Origin of the sequence: Nonomuraea sp. NPDC052129 (assembly GCF_040680095.1) — a bacterium.
Taxonomy (GTDB): domain Bacteria; phylum Actinomycetota; class Actinomycetes; order Streptosporangiales; family Streptosporangiaceae; genus Nonomuraea.
Window position 1 is genome coordinate 177565 of sequence record NZ_JBFAVX010000017.1, and the last position, 16289, is coordinate 193853.

Sequence of the window (16289 nt, forward strand, 5' to 3'; positions counted from 1 at the left end):
TCTTATTGATTGACCGCTCACTTATTCGCCAGAAATCTTGATATTCGCTGAGGTGTCCGATAATGGTGAGTAAACCCAAAGTGAGAGGTTCATCATGAAGCGCATCGCCGTCCGCAAGCCTGGCACCGCGAGGCTTGCCGGGACCTCCAGCGTCATACATAAGGGGTGATCGAGGGGAGATCCCATCTCAGGGCTCGGGGGGGCCCGCCCGACCGATGGGAGGCCGTACACCTGCTGATGCCGGTGATCGACGGGCACAGACGGCCCCTGGGCCCCTACACCGTCGGATCCGCGCTGCTGCACCACCTGGTCCCCGCCGCCTTGGACAGCTCCAAGGAGCTCGTGGCGGCCCATGACATCGAGATCCGAGCAGTGGCACCCGGTCTGTGCGACCGGGTGCCCCTCCGCAGGATGGCCCTGGACGCGGGGCTGTCCGACGACGAGCGCATTCTGGTGCCCGCGCCGCGCCGCTCACTGCGGCTGGCCAACGGGATCGCGGAGTTCGTCCGCGCGGTGGTGCCGCCCGGCTGCACGCTGGCCGTGTGCAACGCCGACGCGGCCGATCCCACCGATGCCGAACTGCTCGACGTGCTGACGCGCAGGATCCCGCCGGACATCCTGACGATCATGGTCTACTCCGGCGGGCCGGAGCCGCCCGAGGATTCGCGCGATGCCGAGGAGCTGTGGGAGCTGGTCGATCGCTGTACGAGGGAGGGCTTCCTGCACGCGCTGGTCGAGCTGGGCCAGCTCGGCCTCGCGCGCACCGAGCCCGGCAGCCACCGGTGGTGGCTCTTCGCGCAGCGCACCGCGACCGCGCTCGGCGCGCTCGGCCAGACGCTCGAGGCCCGCGTGCTGTGGGAGGCCGCCCGGCGTTCCAGCCAGGATCCCGCCGTCCACTCCGCCAGCGCGTACGGCACCGCCATGCTCGACGCCCGCCACCCCGACGCCGCCCAGCGCGACCTGGGCCGGGCCACGGGCTGGATCAACCAGGCGATAGCCATCTCCAGCCTGCTGCCTGACCCCATGGAACGCGCCTTCAAACTCGGCTTCGACCGCAACGGGCTCGCGCTGATCGAGTTGCGCCAAGGCCGTCCCGAGGCCGCGCTCGCGCTGGTGGACTCCGCCCTCGACCTGGCCCGTGAGCTGGGTGAGCGGCACCCGGTGCACCGGATGGTGCTGCTGGCCAACCGTGCCCAGCTGCTGGCCTCGCTCGGGCGGGTCAAGGAGGCGCTGGAGGAGTACGGGGCGGCCATCGCGATCGACCCGATGTTCCCCGACTACTACCTCGACCGCGGCAACCTGCTCTTCCGGCTCGGGCGGCACGGGGAGGCGCTGGCCGACTACGAGTGGGCGATGCGGGCCGGGCCGCCGCTGCCGGAGGTGTACTACAACCGGGCCGAGCTGCGCGTCGTCTGCGACGATCTCGACGGCGCCCTCATGGACCTCGGCCGGGTGATCGAGCTGGACCCGGACTACCTCGACGCCTACATCAACCGGGCGGGCCTGCTGGCCATGCTGGAGCGGGATGAGGAGGCCAGGGCCGATGTGACGGTCGGGCTCGGTCAGTCGCCGGGCAACCCGTACCTGCTGGTCGTGCTGGGCCAGCTGGATACCGCGGCCGGTCGGCTGGGCGAGGCCCGCCGGGCGCTGGACCTGGCGGTCGGCGCGGCGCCCGAGCTGGCGTCGGCCTGGGGCAACCGCGGCGTGCTGCGGTACGAGTCGGGGGACTGGGCGGGCGCGCTGGCCGACCTGACGCAGGCCATCACGCTCGAACCCCAGCAGCCGACCCTCTACGACAACCGCGCCGTGGTCCATCGCGCCCTCGGCCACGCGGCCGAGGCGGCGGCCGACGACGAGCGGGCGGCCCGTCTCCGGTCGGCCAGCGTGTAGGGCATCGGCCAGTATGGAGGACATGTCGAAGCAACGGGCGGCCAGGGCGGCGGCGGTCTACGCGGCCCTGGGCGTTCTCTGGTGGGCCACCGCCCGCATCGGATGGACGGCCGTCGGCTGTGAGGCGTGGAACTGCTTGCCTCCGGCGCTCGGCACCCTCCTGGTGATCACCGTGGGCACGTTCGCCCTGTCGGCCGTGGCGCTCAACCGGGTGGAGGTACGCCCGGGCTTCCGCGTGGCCTGGGTGACAGCCGCCATGCTGGTGGTTTTCCGGGTGGCGGGTGAGATGCTCCCCTCCTCGTCGTCCAGGTTCGCCCACGTGGTGATGTCGGCGGTGGCGTTCGCGGTGGCGGGCGCCGTGGCGGCCTTCGCGACGGACACGGAGGTCGCCAAGAGGAGGCGGCTGCTCGTGTCGCTCGGTGTTCCGGCGCTGGTGCTCGTCGGGATCATGGCGGCCTGGTGGTGGCGCGGGCCTTGATCCGGCGACCCGCCGGACGCGGAGTGGCACGAAGGGCGCTGGCAGAGCCCCTCCTACGGCTACGGTTGGACCCGTGGCCTTTGACGAGCTGTTGCGCGACCTCCAGGAAGGAGCCAGCGCTCAGGCGGCGGGCATCAGGCGCGGCTATGGTGGCCCGCCCGCCCGCGCGGTGAGCGTCCGCTCCGGCCTGGCCCGGCTGCGCTGCGCCTCGCTGCTCAAGCCGCTGTACGCGTGGGTGGCGGCCGCGCACATCCCCGACGCCGAGCGCTGGCGCCGGCACGCAGAGCCCGCGGTGGTCGTCTCGTCCAACGCCGACACGCTCAACCTCTGGCTCGCGGTCGGGCCACGGGTCATCCTGGACGACATCTACCAGCGCACGGGCGTCGTCTGGGCGCCGCCCAACGGAGATCCGTCGCGCTTCGGCTCGGTCGAGGTGGCGGCCGACGAGGTCGCCACCGCCTACGCGGCGCTCGCCCAGACCGCCGCCGCCGGCGACCCGGTGGCGGGCACGGTCCTCGACTGGATGCGCCAGGTCACGGGCCAGCAGGCGTTCGGCGCCCGCGAGGCGCTCAGCTCTCCGGAGGCCGGGGTCAAGTGCGGCTGGTACGGCGCGCCGGATGAGAGCTGCCTGCGCACACATGCCGTGGCCGTGCTGCCCAGAGGCGGCACCCGGGCGACGGTCGTGGTGGGGATGACGGCGCAGCCCTACACCGACCCGGGGGAGCGGGAGGTCTACCAGGCTCGGGTGACCGAAGGGCTGCCGGTGGAGGGCGAGCACGAGAAGGTGGCGGGCGAACTGCTGCGCGGGCTGATGCTGGCAACGCTGACGGAGCTGGGCCACCGTTACCCGTCCTGAGCCCGCTATATTTCCCTGTTCATGGTGAGAATCACGGTGCTGGGGGGCTGCGGGGCATGGCCGGCGGCCGGGCAGGCGTGCAGCGGCTACCTGGTCGAGCACGACGGGTTCCGGGTGCTGATCGATCCCGGTTACGCCATCCTGCCGAGGCTGCTGGTGTCGACGGCCGCCGAGGAGATCGACGCGGTGCTGGTCACGCATGGCCACCCCGACCACTGCGCCGACCTGAACCCCCTCCTGCGGGCCCGCGCCCTGGGTGACGCGCCGCCGGCCGCGCTGCCGGTGTACGCGCCGCCTGAGGCCCTCACCGCCGTGCTCGCGCTGGACAAGGCCCGCATGCTGGCCGGCAGCTTCGTGTCGTACGACCTGGCTCCCGGTAAGCCGTACGAGGTCGGGCCCTTCCGTCTGGACACCTGGTCGCTCCCGCACCATGTGCCCAACGCGGGACTCCGGCTGACCGGCGGCGGCCGGGTGGTCGCGTACACGGGAGACACCGGGCCCGCCCCCGAGCTGGCCGAGCTGGCCCGGGACGCCGACGTGCTGCTGGCCGAGGCGACCTATCCCGAGCGGGTGCCCGACGAGGACGCGCCCTACCTGTCGAGCGCTCTGGACGCGGGACGTACGGCGGCGCGCGCCGGTGTGGCCCGGCTGGTGCTCACCCACCTGTGGCCGGACACCCCGCCCGAGCCCGCGCTGGCGGCGGCCGCCAGGACGTATGACGGCGAGCTGGCCGTGGCCGCGGGTGGCCTCACACTGGACCTGTGACCGTGCGTCAGGCCGGTCCCGTCAGCTTGGCGATCACCTCGGCCAGTTCGGGCGGCTCGACTTCGTGCGGCAGCTCGTCGGCGGCGAACCACCGGTAGCCGAGGTAAGCCCGAGCCTCCTCGTCCGTGAGCTCACCCGGGTCCACCTCGGGGGCTTTCCCGGGGAAGCGGGCCAGGTAGAACGGCTCGGTCTTCACGTACCGCACACCGAGCCAGGTGAAGTCCCGACGGACGGGCACCCACTGATCACGTACCGCCGACCCCGGCAGGCCGGTCTCCTCGGTCAGCTCCCGGGCGGCCGCCTCCAGGGGCGTCTCGCCGGGGTCGATCCCGCCGCCCGGCGGCTCCCAGATCGCCTCGCCGCTGACGTGGTCATGCCATCGCACGAGCAGCACCCGGCCCTCGGCGTCCACGCAGACCACCCGCGCGGCCGGACGGTCACTGCTGATCTGGTGGGACTCCACGCGGCCTCCTCACCCACATACCGCGGTCAGCGTTTCATGGAACCGTCGGCGATGGCGTCGGCGGCCTCGCCGATGGCCATGCCGACGATCTCCAGGCGGCGTACCAGCTCGCGTTGCTTCATCGCGTCGGAGCTCAGCTCGCCCGAGAAGATGCGGGCGATCTCGTACTGGTACATGCGCCTGATGGACCTGCCGGTCTTCTTCGCCTCCAGCGCGTCATGGAGTACGGCCGAGGGGCGCGAGGCGAGGTCGCGGACGGCGTTCTCCAGGGCGTCGATGCCGTCGATGACCTGGTCGAGCAGCGGCGCGAAGCGGAGCTGGTCCGGCACCCGATACAGGTGCGACTCGCGCACGAAGTCGCGCAGCGAGTCCAGGACGTCGTCGATCGAGCGGGAGAGCCGGTAGAGGTCCTCCCGGTCGATCGGGGTGACCAGGGCCGACTTGAGCTCCTCCACCAGGGTGCGCCGCTCCTGGTCGCCGAGGTGCTCGATCACCCGCATCTTCTCGTGCGCGCCCGTCCGGCCCACCTCCCCGCCGATCATGGCCATCGCCAGCCAGGCGCCCTCCTTGGTCGCCGCCAGCTGACCGAGCAGGGCCTCGGTGAGCGCGCTGTCCATGCGTCCCGACAGCAGCGCCTGAGCCCTTCGCAACCGCTTCATGCCGTCACCCCCCTCACCGCGTACGACGCGAGCGCGGCCACCAGCGCGCTCATCGGAAGCGTCAGCACCCAGGCGACGACGATCTTGACGGCGGCGTGCCAGCGGACCCGGCCGGCACCCTGTGCCACCCCGGCGCCGATCAGCCCGCCGGCGATGGCCTGGGTCATGCTCACCGGCATACCCAGGGCCGAGCTGCCGATCACCGCGAGGCCCGAGGCCAGTTCGGCCGTCACGCCGTGCAGGGGGCGGAAGACGATGAGCTCCCGGCCGAGCGTGCGTCCCGCCTTGGGCAGGCCGTACACGGTGCCGAACCCGAACAGCACCGCCACCAGCGAGGTATAGGGGAGCGGCGCGTTCGAGAAGTTCCCCGCGACCATCAGGACGGCCAGCACCTTCTGGCCGTCGTTGGCCGAGTAGGCGACGGTCTGCAGCAGGAAGCCGGCCCAGTGCCAGCGTGGGAGCCCCTTGCCGGTCGTCACCAGGAGCAGCAGCCGGATCACCACCCAGCCCAGCAGCCCGCCCACGACGGGCGCGGCCAGGGCGAAGGCCAGCACCTGCGCGACCGACCCGGCCGAGACCGGCAGCCCCCAGCCCAGCCCGGCCCCGGTGAGGCCGCCGACGACGGCCAGAGTGAGGCTGGTCGGCAGGCCCTTCGCGCTCAGCGCCATGACCACGCTCAGCGCGGCGACCACCGCGATCGACATCGAGGTCTTCGCGCCCGGCCCCTGGAACGTGGCCAGCCGGGTCACGAACGTCCGCGCGACCTGATGGGTCACCAGCGGTACCAACGCCATCAGCACCACCAGGGTGAGGGTGCCGACCGCCGGACGGATCGCGGGCAGTTTGAGCCCGGTCGCGAGCAGGGCGCCGCCGTCGTTCATCCCGGACACGAACGCGAACACACAGGCGATCGCGATCAGTACGGAAGCATCCAAAGGCGGGCACTCCATCCCGTTTGGGTCGGTCTAGCGGGAGAGGTGCTCCACGTGCGCTGCCCGCCGGCCGTGCGGCCCGCTGGACGGCGATGTGGAGTCCGCCGCTGAGAGGTAGTCTGCCCAGGTCAACCCTAAGCCACCCAGTGATCTCCTGCCCGCGAGAGTGAAAAGATGAGCTCTGCCGAATACATCCTGACCTTGTCCTGCCCCGACCGGCCCGGTGTGGTGGCCGCCGTATCGGGGCTGCTGGCCGGGCACGGGTGCAACATCATCGAGAGCCAGCAGTTCGGGGACCGGGAGGCGCAGCGGTTCTTCATGCGGGTCCAGTTCGCGGCGCCGCTGCCGGAGGACGAGTTGCGCGCGGCCTTCGCCGCCCTGGCGCCGGAGTTCGGCATGGAGATCAAGCTGCGCGACGTGGCCAGGAAGCCGCGGGTGCTGATCATGGTCAGCAAGTTCGACCACTGCCTCAACGATCTGCTCTACCGGGTGCGCGCCAAGGCCCTGGACATCGAGATCGTCGCCGTCGCGTCCAACCATCCCGACCTGCGGCCCCTGACGCAGTCGTACGGCATCGACTACCACCACCTGCCCGTCACCCCCGAGACCAAGACCCGGCAGGAGGCGGAGGTGCTGGCGCTGGTCGAGCACTACCAGGTGGAGTTGGTGGTGCTGGCGCGCTACATGCAGGTGCTGTCGGAGGACCTCTGCGAGAAGCTGGCGGGCCGGGCGATCAACATCCACCACTCGTTCCTGCCGTCGTTCAAGGGCGCCCGGCCCTACCACCAGGCGCATGACCGGGGCGTCAAGCTGATCGGCGCGACGGCGCACTATGTCACGTCCAACCTGGACGAGGGGCCGATCATCGAGCAGGAGGTGGCCCGGGTGAACCACAGCCACTCCCCGGCGGACCTGGTGGCGATCGGGCGCGACGTGGAGTGCGTGGCGCTGGCCAGGGCCGTGAAGTGGCACGCCGAGCAGCGGGTGCTGCTCGACGGCCACCGGACGGTCATCTTCCCCCGCTGACGCCCCTGTTTGCGGCTATAGGCCTGTCGCGGCTACAGGCCGGTATGCCGGGCCAGGAACGTCAGCGTGTCAGCCGACAGATCGACCGACCTGCTGATCGAACGGGCGCCATGGCCCACCTCGGTCTCGTTGCGTAGCACGATCGGCCCCTCACCCGTGGAGGCGTGCTGCAGCGCCGCGCACATCTTCCAGGCGTGCAGCGGGTGCACGCGCGTGTCCGACTGGAAGACCGTGAACAGCGTCGCGGGGTACGCAACGCCTTCGCGGACCTGGTGATACGGCGAATAGGCCGACAACCAGCCGAACCCCTCGGGGTCGGCGGCGGAGCCGTACTCGACGTTCCAGGTCGCCCCCAGCCCGAACTGCTCGTAACGGATCATGTCCAGCAGCGGCGCGGAGCAGGCGACGGCCGCGTACAGCTCGGGACGCTGCGTCAGCGCCGCCCCCACCAGCAGCCCGCCGTTGGAGCCGCCGGAGATCGCCAGCTGCTCGGACGTCGTCACGCCGGTCGCGATGAGGTGCTCGGCCGCGGCGTGGAAGTCGTCGAAGACGTTCTGCTTGTTGCCGAGCATGCCGGCACGGTGCCAGTCCTCGCCCTCCTCGCCGCCGCCGCGCAGGTTGGCGATCACGTAGACGCCGCCCGCCTCCACCCAGGCGAGCACCGAGGCGGAGTAGCCGGGGGTCATGGACAGCCCGAAGCCGCCGTAGCCGTACAGGATGGTCGGGCGCGGCCCGTCGCCGTCGACCGGCGAGATGACCAGCATGCGGACGTCGGTGCCGTCCTTGGACTGATAGACGACCTGGGACGTACGCACCTGCGGCACGTCCACCACGCCCGGCGAGGCGGCCCAGAGAGTGGTCTCGCCGGTCCTGGCGTCGTAGCGCTGGATGGTCGGCGGCGTGGTGTTGTCGGTGTAGCCGAACCACGCCTCGTAGCCGCCCTCGGGACGTTCGGCGATGCCGCCGATCGAGCCGAGGCCGGGGGCCGGCACCTCGCCGATCCGTTCGCCGGTGGCCAGGTCGTGCACCGTGATCTCGCTGATCGCGTGGCGGGTCCAGCCCACCAGCATGACCGGGCGCTCGAGGTCGTCGAGGATCGCGAAGTCGGACAGCACCGCTTCGGAGTCCTCCGGGATCAGGTCGCGCCAGTTGTCGACGCCGGGCGTCTCCGGGTCGGTGACGCAGATCCGGACGCGCGGCGCGTCGCGGTCGGTGTGGACGTACAGCCTGCCGTCGCGGCCGAACGAGAGCCCCGTCTGGGCGTCCACGCCCTCCTGCACGACCTGGAGGTCGGGCCTGTCGGGCGAGGACGCGATCAGGTCGGCCACCCACAGGTCGTTGCGCGGCGCCGTGCCCTCACTGGCGGAGATCTGGAGCCAGCGGCCGTCACGCGAGACCGAGACGCCGTAGTAGTTGGTCATCTTCAGGCCCTCGCCGAAGATCATCACATCGTCCTCGGTGGACGTGCCGACGCGATGCAGGTAGACGCGGCGGTGGAACTGCGACTCGCCCTCCGGCAGCTCCGTGCTCGGCAGCCGGCGTACGTAGTAGAACGCCTCGCCGCCGGGCAGCCACGCGATGGGGGAGTAGCGGCACCGGTCGATCGGGCCCTCGACGCGGGCACCGGTGGCCACGTCCATGACGTAAAGGACCGACTCCTCGTTGCCGCCCACCGAGATCTGGTAGGCGAGCAGGCGGCCCTCCTTGTCGGGCTGGACGGCGTCGAGCGTGGTCAGGCCCGACGGGTCGATGGCCATGGGGTCGATCAGGACCCGCTCGGTGCCGCCGGACTCGTCGTTTTCTGCGACGTAGTAGACCGCGTGCTCCTGGTCCGGCGTGCGGCGGCTGAAGAAGTGGCGGTCGCCGCGCCACGCGGGCACCCCCACGGAGCCCGACCTAAGCAGCTCGGCGATGCGGTCCCCGAACCGCTGCGGCTTGCTCTGCCGCTTGAACAGGTCGGCCTGCGCGAGCAGCCATCCCTGCGTCTCCGGGCTGTCGGGATCCTCAAGCCAGCGATAGGGGTCCGCGACGGGAGTGTCGTGCAAAATCTCGGCGCTTTCCTCGCGGCGTGCTGTGGGGTAGGGCTCTCGCGTCATGCCCGAACCTTACTGCCAAGCAGGGCGCGTAAAGCCCTGGTGAAGTGGGCATAAAACGTACCGTGCGTCCCTCTGGTCATTCCGGCTGGGGGTTATGGGGTGGCGGGGACCACGCGGTAAACGTCAGACTTGGTGACAGGACGGTGCCGTGGTGACCATCCGCTGGACCGTCCGGCGGAGGTCCACGTGACGGAAGCACCAGTGCCCCAGGAGGGGCCGACAGCCGGGACATGCCACGGCATGTCCCCCTTGATACCCATGCAGCAGGGAGAGGCCCGATGACGCGCCAAGTCCTGCTGCTCAACGCTACTTACGAGCCACTCACCACTCTGTCGCTGCACCGAGCCATCGTGCTCGTGCTGCGGGAGAAGGCCGACATCGTCCACCGTGACGGCGGGGGCGCGGTCCTGCGCTCCGCGACGTGCACGCTGGAGGTGCCCTCGGTGGTCCGGCTGCGCAGATACGTCCGTATTCCCTACCGGTCTCGCATCCCCCTGACCAGGGCCGCGCTCATGCGGCGCGACGATTACCGCTGTGCCTACTGCGGCCTGCGGGCTGAGACCATCGACCATGTCGTCCCCCGGTCGAGGGGCGGCCCCCACACCTGGGAGAACTGCGTCGCCTCGTGCACGCCGTGCAACCACAGGAAGGCCGACAAGTTCCTGGAGGAGCTGGGGTGGACGCTGCGCGTCGCCCCGGCGGTGCCACGGGGCGCTCACTGGCGGCTCATCGGCGCCTCGCTCGTCGGCGATCCCCAATGGGCGCCCTACCTGGAAGCGGCTGCCTGACCTTCGGGCCCGGATCCCTGGATCCGGGCCTGAAATGTCTTTGTCGTGCTTCAAGGCTCCTGGCAGGATTCCAGGGCATGTGGACCTTCACCACCGACGTCGAGGAGTACGCGAGCGCCGCCGAGGCGTTCCTGCTCGCCGACCCCGTGGGCAACACGGTACCGCTGACGGTGCTGGCCAACATTCGCGCCGGGATGCCCGCCGATGACGCCTCCTTCGGCTGGTGGACCACCGACGGTGAGGTCCGGGGGGCGGTCTTCCGTACGCCGCCGCATCCGATCGGCCTGGCCCGCATGCCGGTCGAGTCCATCGGGCCGTTCGTCACGACGTGGCGGGGCGAGATCACGGAGGTCCTGGGCCCGCTGGAGCTGACCGGCGCGCTCTCCGAGGTGCTCGGCGAGCCCCGCTCCGTACTGTCGGAGCGCCTCTACCGTCTGGGCACCCTGATCGTCCCCGAGACGGCGGGCCACGGCCGACTGGCGGGTGTTGCCGACTTTCCGCTGCTGGTCGCCTGGTTCCAGGCGTTCGGCGAGGAGGTGGGTCTGGGCGTGGGCGGGGATCCCGTTCAGCAGGTCGAGCACCGGCTGGCCGGGCGGCAGCTGTTCATGTGGGAGGCGGACGGGGTCCCGGTGTCGATGGCCGCCCTGTCGCCCGCGGCGGGCGGCGTCTGCCGCGTCGGGCCGGTGTACACGCCGCCGTCCTGCCGCAGACGGGGGTACGGCGCCGCGGTCACCGCGTTCGCCAGCCGGGTGGCGCTGGAGACGCGCTGTGAGCAGGTGGTGCTCTTCGCCGACCTGGCCAATCCGACGAGCAACGCCATCTATCGGTCGATCGGCTACGAGCCCGTCTACGACTACGCCCAGGTGACCTTCAGACCTTTGCCGTAGTCTTGTTTGCCGTAGTCTTGGGGGCATGCCGCGCTATGACTTTCGCTGCCGTGCCTGCGGGTCGACCTTCGAGGTGACCCGCCCGATGGCCGCCTCCGACGAGGCGGCCGCGTGCCCCGAGGGGCACGACGACACCGTCAGGTTGCTCTCCACGGTCGCAATGACCGGCGGCGCCGCCGCGCCGAGCTCGGGTGGCTGTTGCGGCGGGGGATGCTGCGGCTGACGCCCGGGTAGACCGGCCGCCCAGGCTTGGCCTGCGGTGCCGAAGACCACCAGGCCGATCCGCCGCGCCAACGGCTGGGGCGCGACGGGTTCCGGCAGGGCATTTCTTAGGCGGCGCGGGCCCGCTTGCGTCGCTGGAACGGCAGGAACCGGTCGGCCAGGTGCGGCCGGGACGGGGTCAGCGTCGGCTCGACCGCGAGAATCCGGTCGAACCGGAACGCCCGGATGGCGCGCCGCATCCGGCAGACCCCGACGAGATACCAGTATTCGCGATGCACCAGACACGTCACCGGTTCGACATCCCGAGCCGTGACATGCCCTGAAGCATCCCGATAGTGCAGACGAATCATCAGCCTGCTGGTGATCGCGTCCGCGATGAGCCTGGCCCGCGACGCGATGTCCACGGGCAGCGGCTCGGTGAGCGTCGTGAGGGTGGTGGCGATGACATCATCGTCGAGCTCCAGGTGCTCGAGCGCGTGCTGCAGACCGCGCCTGGCGGTGACGGCCTGCGGACCGGACCCCAGATGAGCGAGGGACAGGGCGAGGGCAGCGATCTCGGCGGTGGTCAGCGGGCGAGTGTGGGAGTTCACGCCTGTAGCCATACCCCCACAATAGAGACGACCACCGACAGTTTTCGAAAGCCTGTACGGCTGGTAAGCACCCTGTATCGAACGAATAAGGCTCGTCAGCCGCCACGGCACCACTGACGGAAGCCATGGCCAGCAAGACGCACGTCACGGAGCTCAGCCGGTGAACCGGAGGAGCGTGCCCCTGGACAGACCTCAGCAGGCACGGCGGGTGGGGCCCACCGTGCCTGCCGTAAAGAAGACTTATCGCGACAGCTGAGAGAGATCGCGCGACGCGCCCGTGGAGGCCGACGTCGTCATCGCCGCGTACGCCTGCAGGGCGGCGCTGACGGGGCGGTTGCGGTCGCGGGGCCGGTAGCCGCCCAGGTCGGCGAGCAGGCGCGTACGGCGCTCCGCCAGCTCGGCCTCGGGGACCCGGAGCTCCATCGACCGGTTGGGGATGTCGATCTCGATCGTGTCGCCGTCCTCGACCAGCGCGATCATGCCGCCCTCGGCCGCCTCCGGAGAGGCGTGCCCGATCGACAGCCCGGACGTGCCGCCGGAGAAGCGGCCGTCGGTGACCAGCGCGCACGCCTTGCCCAGGCCCCGGCCCTTGAGGAACGACGTCGGGTAGAGCATCTCCTGCATGCCCGGCCCGCCCTTCGGCCCCTCGTAGCGGATGACGACCACGTCGCCCTCCTTGACCCGGTCGCCGAGGATGCCCTCGACCGCCTGCTCCTGCGACTCGAACACCACCGCCGGCCCGCTGAACTTCCAGATCGACTCGTCGACCCCGGCCGTCTTCACCACGGCGCCGTCACGCGAGATGTTGCCGTAGAGCACCGCGAGCCCGCCGTCCGCGCTGTAGGCGTGCGCCAGGTCGCGCACGCAGCCCTCGGCCCGGTCGAGGTCGAGGGAGTCCCAGCGGTTGCCCTGCGAGTATGGCTTGACCGTGCGGACGTTGCCCGGCGCCGCGTGCCACAGCTCCAGGGCCTCGGGCCGCACCGTGGGCGACTGGGGGTCCCAGGCGGCGATCGTCTCGCCCAGTGTGGCGCCGTTGACCGTCGGCACGTCGCGGTGGAGCAGCCCGGCGCGGTCGAGCTCACCCAGGATGGCCGGGATGCCGCCCGCGCGGTGCACGTCCTCGACGTGGTACTTGTTCGTCGCCGGAGCCACCTTGCACAGGCACGGCACGCGCAGGGAGATCTCGTTGATCTCCTTGAGCCCGAAGTCGACCTCGGCCTCGCGGGCCGCGGCCAGGATGTGCAGGATCGTGTTGGTCGAGCCGCCCATCGCCACGTCCAGCGCCATCGCGTTCTCGAAGGCCTCGCTGGTGGCGATCGAGCGCGGCAGCACCGACTCGTCGCCGTCCTCGTAGTAGCGGCGGGTGATCTCCACGAGCTGGCGCCCGGCGTCCTCGAACAGGTTCTTGCGCGCCTTGTGCGTGGCCAGGATCGTGCCGTTGCCCGGCAGCGCGAGGCCGATCGCCTCGGCCAGGCAGTTCATGGAGTTGGCGGTGAACATGCCCGAGCACGACCCGCAGGTCGGGCAGGCGTTCTCCTCCATCTCCAGCAGGTCCTCGTCGGAGACGCTGCTGTCGGCGGCGGCGACCATCGGGTCGATCAGGTCGAGCTTGCGGCCGGGCGTCTTGCCCGCCTCCATCGGCCCGCCCGAGACGAAGATCGTCGGGATGTTGAGCCGGAAGGCGGCCAGCAGCATGCCCGGTGTGATCTTGTCGCAGTTGGAGACGCAGATCATGGCGTCGGCGCAGTGGGCGTTGACCATGTACTCGACGGCGTCGGCGATCAGCTCGCGCGACGGCAGCGAGTAGAGCATGCCGCCGTGGCCCATCGCGATGCCGTCGTCGACCGCGATCGTGTTGAACTCACGCGGGATCGCCCCCGCCTCGCGGATCGCGGCGGACACCACGTCGCCGACGTCGCGCAGATGAACGTGGCCCGGCACGAACTGCGTGAAACTGTTGGCCACGGCGATGATGGGTTTGCCGAAATCGCTCCCGGCTACGCCGGTCGCCCGGAGGAGGGCGCGGGCGCCGACCATGTTCCTGCCATGGGTGACCGTACGAGACCTGAGGGCGGGCATTGAACTTCTCCCATCGTTGCGAGTCCTCACATCGTACGACCATTTGCCCGGTTGCTGAGACAACTGTCCACCGCTCGGAACGCGTACGGCGGCGAGCTGGGTGGATCCCGGCCACGCGGGGCGCGCCTCCGGAACTGCCGAAAGCACGCCCGTCGGACTGTCGGCGGGCGTGCCTTCAGAGCTCGGTCGGTCAGTCCTCGCCGTATCTCGCGGGCAGGACCCGGGCCGCGATGTCGTGCAGGCGGTCGATCTCCGCTTTGGTGAGCGCCCGCTCCCGCTTGGTGATCCACTTGCGGGCACGGCCGCCCTCATAGACGTCCACGCCGCGGATCGTCATGATCTTCCACGGCACGGGCGGCCCGTAGATGGCCAGCGAGGGCACGACGGAGATCTCCTTGCCGTAGGCCTCGCTGATCAGCTCGCTGGCCCGCGAAGCCTCCCATTTGGCCTCGGTGAGACGTGGCTTCATGTCGAACGGCCCGTGGAAGAGCTTCTTGCCCATCTGGACGCGTACGGGCAGCCGTTTGTCCCACTTCTCGGAGTCGACCGCGTAGACGCCCGTCGGGCCCACCACGAGGTGGTCGATCTGGGCCTCGCTGTCCGGTATCGCCCGCGCGTGGAGCGTGCGATAGCCGTTGCGTTCGAGTTTGCGCAGTTGGGCCTCGGTGCGGCGCTCCGCGATGGAGGCACGGCGCCAGGCCGGCACGGTCGAGTTGGACCGCGCTCGGTAGACAGTGTCGAGGATGGCCGCGATCACGCCCGCGGTCACGCCTACCCGCCAGTCGCCCACGAGGATGCCCACGACCACGCCAACGGGGATCGCCAGCAGGGCGCGGTTGCGCATGCGGCGGAAGCGTGGCTGTTGGAGCAGGCTGCGCAACGACGCGCGCTCGATGGGCGCGTAGGTTGACGTGGGCGCCGATTGCTTCGCGGGGGCCGGCTCGCCTTCGGGTCGGTCACTCACCCAGATGGGTGAGGAGTTGTGACCGTCTTCTCGCTGATGGTCGGAGTCCACGTAACTCACCGTAGCCCGTGGTTCTTGTCGATTCCTAGTGCTGCCTTGTCCATAGTTTTATGGCCCAGCTCACCGTGTTCTACGCCCGTTTTCCGGGTATCTATTACGTTCTTCTCTAGAGATGCCTAGTGTGCGGTAGCGTGCGAGAACTTCACGAGCTTTCGGCGCTCGAGCAGGCGCAAGCCATCCGTGACCAGGAGATTTCGCCGGTCGAGCTCACGCGGCACTACCTCGATCGGATCGAGCGAATCGATCCACAGGTGGGTGCGTTTGTGACGGTGACCGCCGAGAGAGCCCTCGAACAGGCGCACCGTCTGGCCAAGGAGCTGCCAGACGGACCCCTCGCCGGAGTGCCGATCCCCATAAAGGATCTTAACCTGGTGAAGGACGTGCCCATCATGTTCGGGTCGTCGACATACCGGGGTTTCGTCGCCCCGGTGGACGACACGGTGGTCGAGCGCCTGCGTGACGCGGGCACAGTGATGCTGGGGAAGACCGCGACACCGGAGTTCGGCCTGCCCTGCTACACCGAGACCGCCCTCTCCCCGCCCGCCCGCTCGCCATGGGATCCGCGTACCTCCGCGGGCGGGTCGAGCGGCGGCGCCGCCGCGGCCGTGGCCGCCGGGCTGGCGCCGGCCGCGCAGGGCAGCGACGGGGCCGGTTCGATCCGCATCCCGGCGTCGGTGTGCGGGCTGTTCGGCATCAAACCCACCCGTGGCCGGATCAGCTTCGCGCCGATCATCCCCGACCTCGCGGGTCTGTCGACGAACGGCCCCCTCGCTCGTACCGTCGCCGACGCCGCGGCGCTGCTTGACGTGATGGCGCACAACAATCCCGGAGACCTCTATCTCGCGCCGCCGCACGAAGGCACGTTCCTGGCCTGCGCCGGACGCGATCCGGGCCGGCTGCGCATCGCCCGCTACGCCCGAAGGGGTTAGCCGCCTTCCCCGCGATCTACCGAGATGCAGGCCGGCGCTCCCGTCTCCAGGCGGGGTGGTGGAGGCCCGCGCGCCAGTGCCCTTTGGGGCGTGAGCGGGCAGCGATCGGAACTGCTTGCGACATCTCAATCACGTACGGTAAGGTTTTCGTGATCGAACTGGCAAGCGATAACCAAGCTGGCTGTGAGATCACTTCCTGGATTCATCGGTATGACGAGGCCGCCGGGCGGGCGGTGACAGGACGTGGAGACTTGCCGGTAGGCGGGTCGGTGAAGCGTCAAGCATCCTGTTCCACGGCTCGTGCTGTTTACGCGGCATGGACTGCTGCGTAAGCAGCACGGGAATCCTCGCCTCTTCAGGGCGAGGAGCGCGTCAAAACGTGACCGGCCAGCCCGCCGCGAACCTGCCACTGCACTGGACCGCCGACGGGCTGACGATCGGCGTCATGCTGGCGGGCCGCCTGGGCGCCGAACGCACGTTGATCTCCCTGTCGGCCCAGGTTGGGGCGGCCAGGGGCGGCTTCTGGGGCGACCGGCGATCTGGTGGCCCTGGAACCTTATCGTTGCCGGTGTGCGGCCTGCTGTCGTTGTCGCTGGCGTGATGGT

Annotated in this window: 15 protein-coding genes and 2 pseudogenes; 10 read left to right on the forward strand and 7 right to left on the reverse strand. The window is 70.2% G+C overall.

Translation table 11 applies throughout. From position 1 onward, the window contains the following. Nucleotides 1-165: 165 nt before the first annotated feature. The 4 genes from AB0L53_RS32680 (at nt 166) to AB0L53_RS32695 (ending at nt 3989) form a co-directional block, all read left to right on the forward strand. Nucleotides 166-1890: a tetratricopeptide repeat protein gene (locus AB0L53_RS32680; RefSeq protein WP_364002088.1), complete on the forward strand. Its 1725-nt coding sequence runs from the start codon at nt 166-168 to the stop codon at nt 1888-1890. A 22-nt stretch (nt 1891-1912) separates the two neighbouring features. Next, nucleotides 1913-2368: a hypothetical protein gene (locus AB0L53_RS32685; protein WP_364002091.1), complete on the forward strand. Its 456-nt coding sequence runs from the start codon at nt 1913-1915 to the stop codon at nt 2366-2368. Between the two features lie 73 nt (nt 2369-2441). Then, nucleotides 2442-3224: a hypothetical protein gene (locus tag AB0L53_RS32690; RefSeq protein WP_364002093.1), complete on the forward strand. Its 783-nt coding sequence runs from the start codon at nt 2442-2444 to the stop codon at nt 3222-3224. A 21-nt stretch (nt 3225-3245) separates the two neighbouring features. After that, on the forward strand, nt 3246-3989 hold the full coding sequence (locus AB0L53_RS32695) for an MBL fold metallo-hydrolase (RefSeq protein ID WP_364002095.1): 744 nt from the start codon (nt 3246-3248) through the stop codon (nt 3987-3989). 7 nt (nt 3990-3996) lie between these two features. Here the strand turns inward: AB0L53_RS32695 and AB0L53_RS32700 are convergent, their stop codons facing one another. From AB0L53_RS32700 to AB0L53_RS32710, 3 genes are read right to left on the reverse strand one after another with little or no spacing between them, the layout of a single operon-like run. Beyond that, nucleotides 3997-4452 (reverse strand): NUDIX domain-containing protein, encoded by a 456-nt coding sequence (locus AB0L53_RS32700; protein ID WP_364002098.1) that lies wholly within the window; start codon nt 4450-4452, stop codon nt 3997-3999. Nucleotides 4453-4478: 26 nt separating this feature from the next. Next, a complete protein-coding gene (locus AB0L53_RS32705; protein WP_364002101.1) occupies nt 4479-5111 on the reverse strand; it encodes a DUF47 family protein in 633 nt (210 codons plus the stop codon). Beyond that, nucleotides 5108-6046, reverse strand: a complete 939-nt coding sequence (locus AB0L53_RS32710) for an inorganic phosphate transporter (protein WP_364002104.1) — start codon at nt 6044-6046, stop codon at nt 5108-5110. Before AB0L53_RS32710 ends, AB0L53_RS32705 begins: the two co-directional genes overlap by 4 nt. Before the next feature lie 171 nt (nt 6047-6217). On the opposite strand from AB0L53_RS32710, the gene purU reads away from it, so the two are divergent. Further along, complete coding sequence (purU, locus tag AB0L53_RS32715) at nt 6218-7069, forward strand: formyltetrahydrofolate deformylase (RefSeq protein ID WP_364002107.1); 852 nt, start codon at nt 6218-6220, stop codon at nt 7067-7069. A gap of 32 nt (nt 7070-7101) precedes the next feature. Here purU and AB0L53_RS32720 read toward each other — a convergent pair whose 3' ends face one another. Next, nucleotides 7102-9165, reverse strand: coding sequence for a prolyl oligopeptidase family serine peptidase (locus tag AB0L53_RS32720; RefSeq protein WP_364002110.1), 2064 nt, complete (start codon nt 9163-9165; stop codon nt 7102-7104). A gap of 278 nt (nt 9166-9443) precedes the next feature. On the opposite strand from AB0L53_RS32720, the gene AB0L53_RS32725 reads away from it, so the two are divergent. The 3 genes from AB0L53_RS32725 to AB0L53_RS32735 all read left to right on the forward strand — a co-directional run bounded on the left by AB0L53_RS32725 (nt 9444) and on the right by AB0L53_RS32735 (nt 11063). After that, entirely contained in the window at nt 9444-9953 is a 510-nt protein-coding gene (locus AB0L53_RS32725; RefSeq protein ID WP_357953539.1) for an HNH endonuclease, read from the forward strand. Between the two features lie 77 nt (nt 9954-10030). Next, entirely contained in the window at nt 10031-10840 is an 810-nt protein-coding gene (locus tag AB0L53_RS32730) for a GNAT family N-acetyltransferase (RefSeq protein ID WP_364002114.1), read from the forward strand. A gap of 25 nt (nt 10841-10865) precedes the next feature. Next, nucleotides 10866-11063 (forward strand): zinc ribbon domain-containing protein, encoded by a 198-nt coding sequence (locus AB0L53_RS32735; protein ID WP_357953535.1) that lies wholly within the window; start codon nt 10866-10868, stop codon nt 11061-11063. 106 nt (nt 11064-11169) lie between these two features. Here AB0L53_RS32735 and AB0L53_RS32740 read toward each other — a convergent pair whose 3' ends face one another. From AB0L53_RS32740 to AB0L53_RS32750, 3 genes are all read right to left on the reverse strand, one after another. After that, the gene (locus tag AB0L53_RS32740) at nt 11170-11664 is read right to left on the reverse strand and encodes a WYL domain-containing protein (protein ID WP_358544863.1); all 495 of its coding nucleotides are present in this window, start codon (nt 11662-11664) and stop codon (nt 11170-11172) included. Between the two features lie 228 nt (nt 11665-11892). After that, nucleotides 11893-13731 carry a dihydroxy-acid dehydratase gene (gene ilvD / locus AB0L53_RS32745; RefSeq protein ID WP_364002119.1) on the reverse strand — a complete coding sequence of 613 codons (1839 nt, stop codon included), beginning with the start codon at nt 13729-13731 and terminating at the stop codon, nt 11893-11895. Nucleotides 13732-13921: 190 nt separating this feature from the next. Then, the gene (locus AB0L53_RS32750) at nt 13922-14746 is read right to left on the reverse strand and encodes a nuclease-related domain-containing protein (RefSeq protein ID WP_364002122.1); all 825 of its coding nucleotides are present in this window, start codon (nt 14744-14746) and stop codon (nt 13922-13924) included. A gap of 140 nt (nt 14747-14886) precedes the next feature. Between AB0L53_RS32750 and AB0L53_RS32755 the strand changes: the two are divergent. Beyond that, nucleotides 14887-15672: pseudogene (locus AB0L53_RS32755) on the forward strand (amidase); the annotation flags it as partial. 388 nt (nt 15673-16060) lie between these two features. Next, a pseudogene (locus tag AB0L53_RS32760) lies at nt 16061-16285 on the forward strand (hypothetical protein); the annotation flags it as partial. Between the last annotated feature and the right edge of the window lie 4 nt (nt 16286-16289).

What these genes read in the sequence shown, in the direction of transcription:
- AB0L53_RS32685 (WP_364002091.1), top strand. Translation starts at nt 1,913, where the DNA reads ATGTCGAAGCAACGGGCGGCCAGGGCGGCGGCGGTCTACGCGGCCCTG.
- AB0L53_RS32695 (WP_364002095.1), top strand. Translation starts at nt 3,246, where the DNA reads ATGGTGAGAATCACGGTGCTGGGGGGCTGCGGGGCATGGCCGGCGGCC.
- AB0L53_RS32705 (WP_364002101.1), bottom strand. Translation starts at nt 5,111, where the DNA reads ATGAAGCGGTTGCGAAGGGCTCAGGCGCTGCTGTCGGGACGCATGGAC.
- purU (WP_364002107.1), top strand. Translation starts at nt 6,218, where the DNA reads ATGAGCTCTGCCGAATACATCCTGACCTTGTCCTGCCCCGACCGGCCC.
- AB0L53_RS32720 (WP_364002110.1), bottom strand. Translation starts at nt 9,165, where the DNA reads ATGACGCGAGAGCCCTACCCCACAGCACGCCGCGAGGAAAGCGCCGAG.
- AB0L53_RS32725 (WP_357953539.1), top strand. Translation starts at nt 9,444, where the DNA reads ATGACGCGCCAAGTCCTGCTGCTCAACGCTACTTACGAGCCACTCACC.
- AB0L53_RS32730 (WP_364002114.1), top strand. Translation starts at nt 10,031, where the DNA reads ATGTGGACCTTCACCACCGACGTCGAGGAGTACGCGAGCGCCGCCGAG.
- AB0L53_RS32735 (WP_357953535.1), top strand. Translation starts at nt 10,866, where the DNA reads ATGCCGCGCTATGACTTTCGCTGCCGTGCCTGCGGGTCGACCTTCGAG.
- AB0L53_RS32740 (WP_358544863.1), bottom strand. Translation starts at nt 11,664, where the DNA reads ATGGCTACAGGCGTGAACTCCCACACTCGCCCGCTGACCACCGCCGAG.
- ilvD (WP_364002119.1), bottom strand. Translation starts at nt 13,731, where the DNA reads ATGCCCGCCCTCAGGTCTCGTACGGTCACCCATGGCAGGAACATGGTC.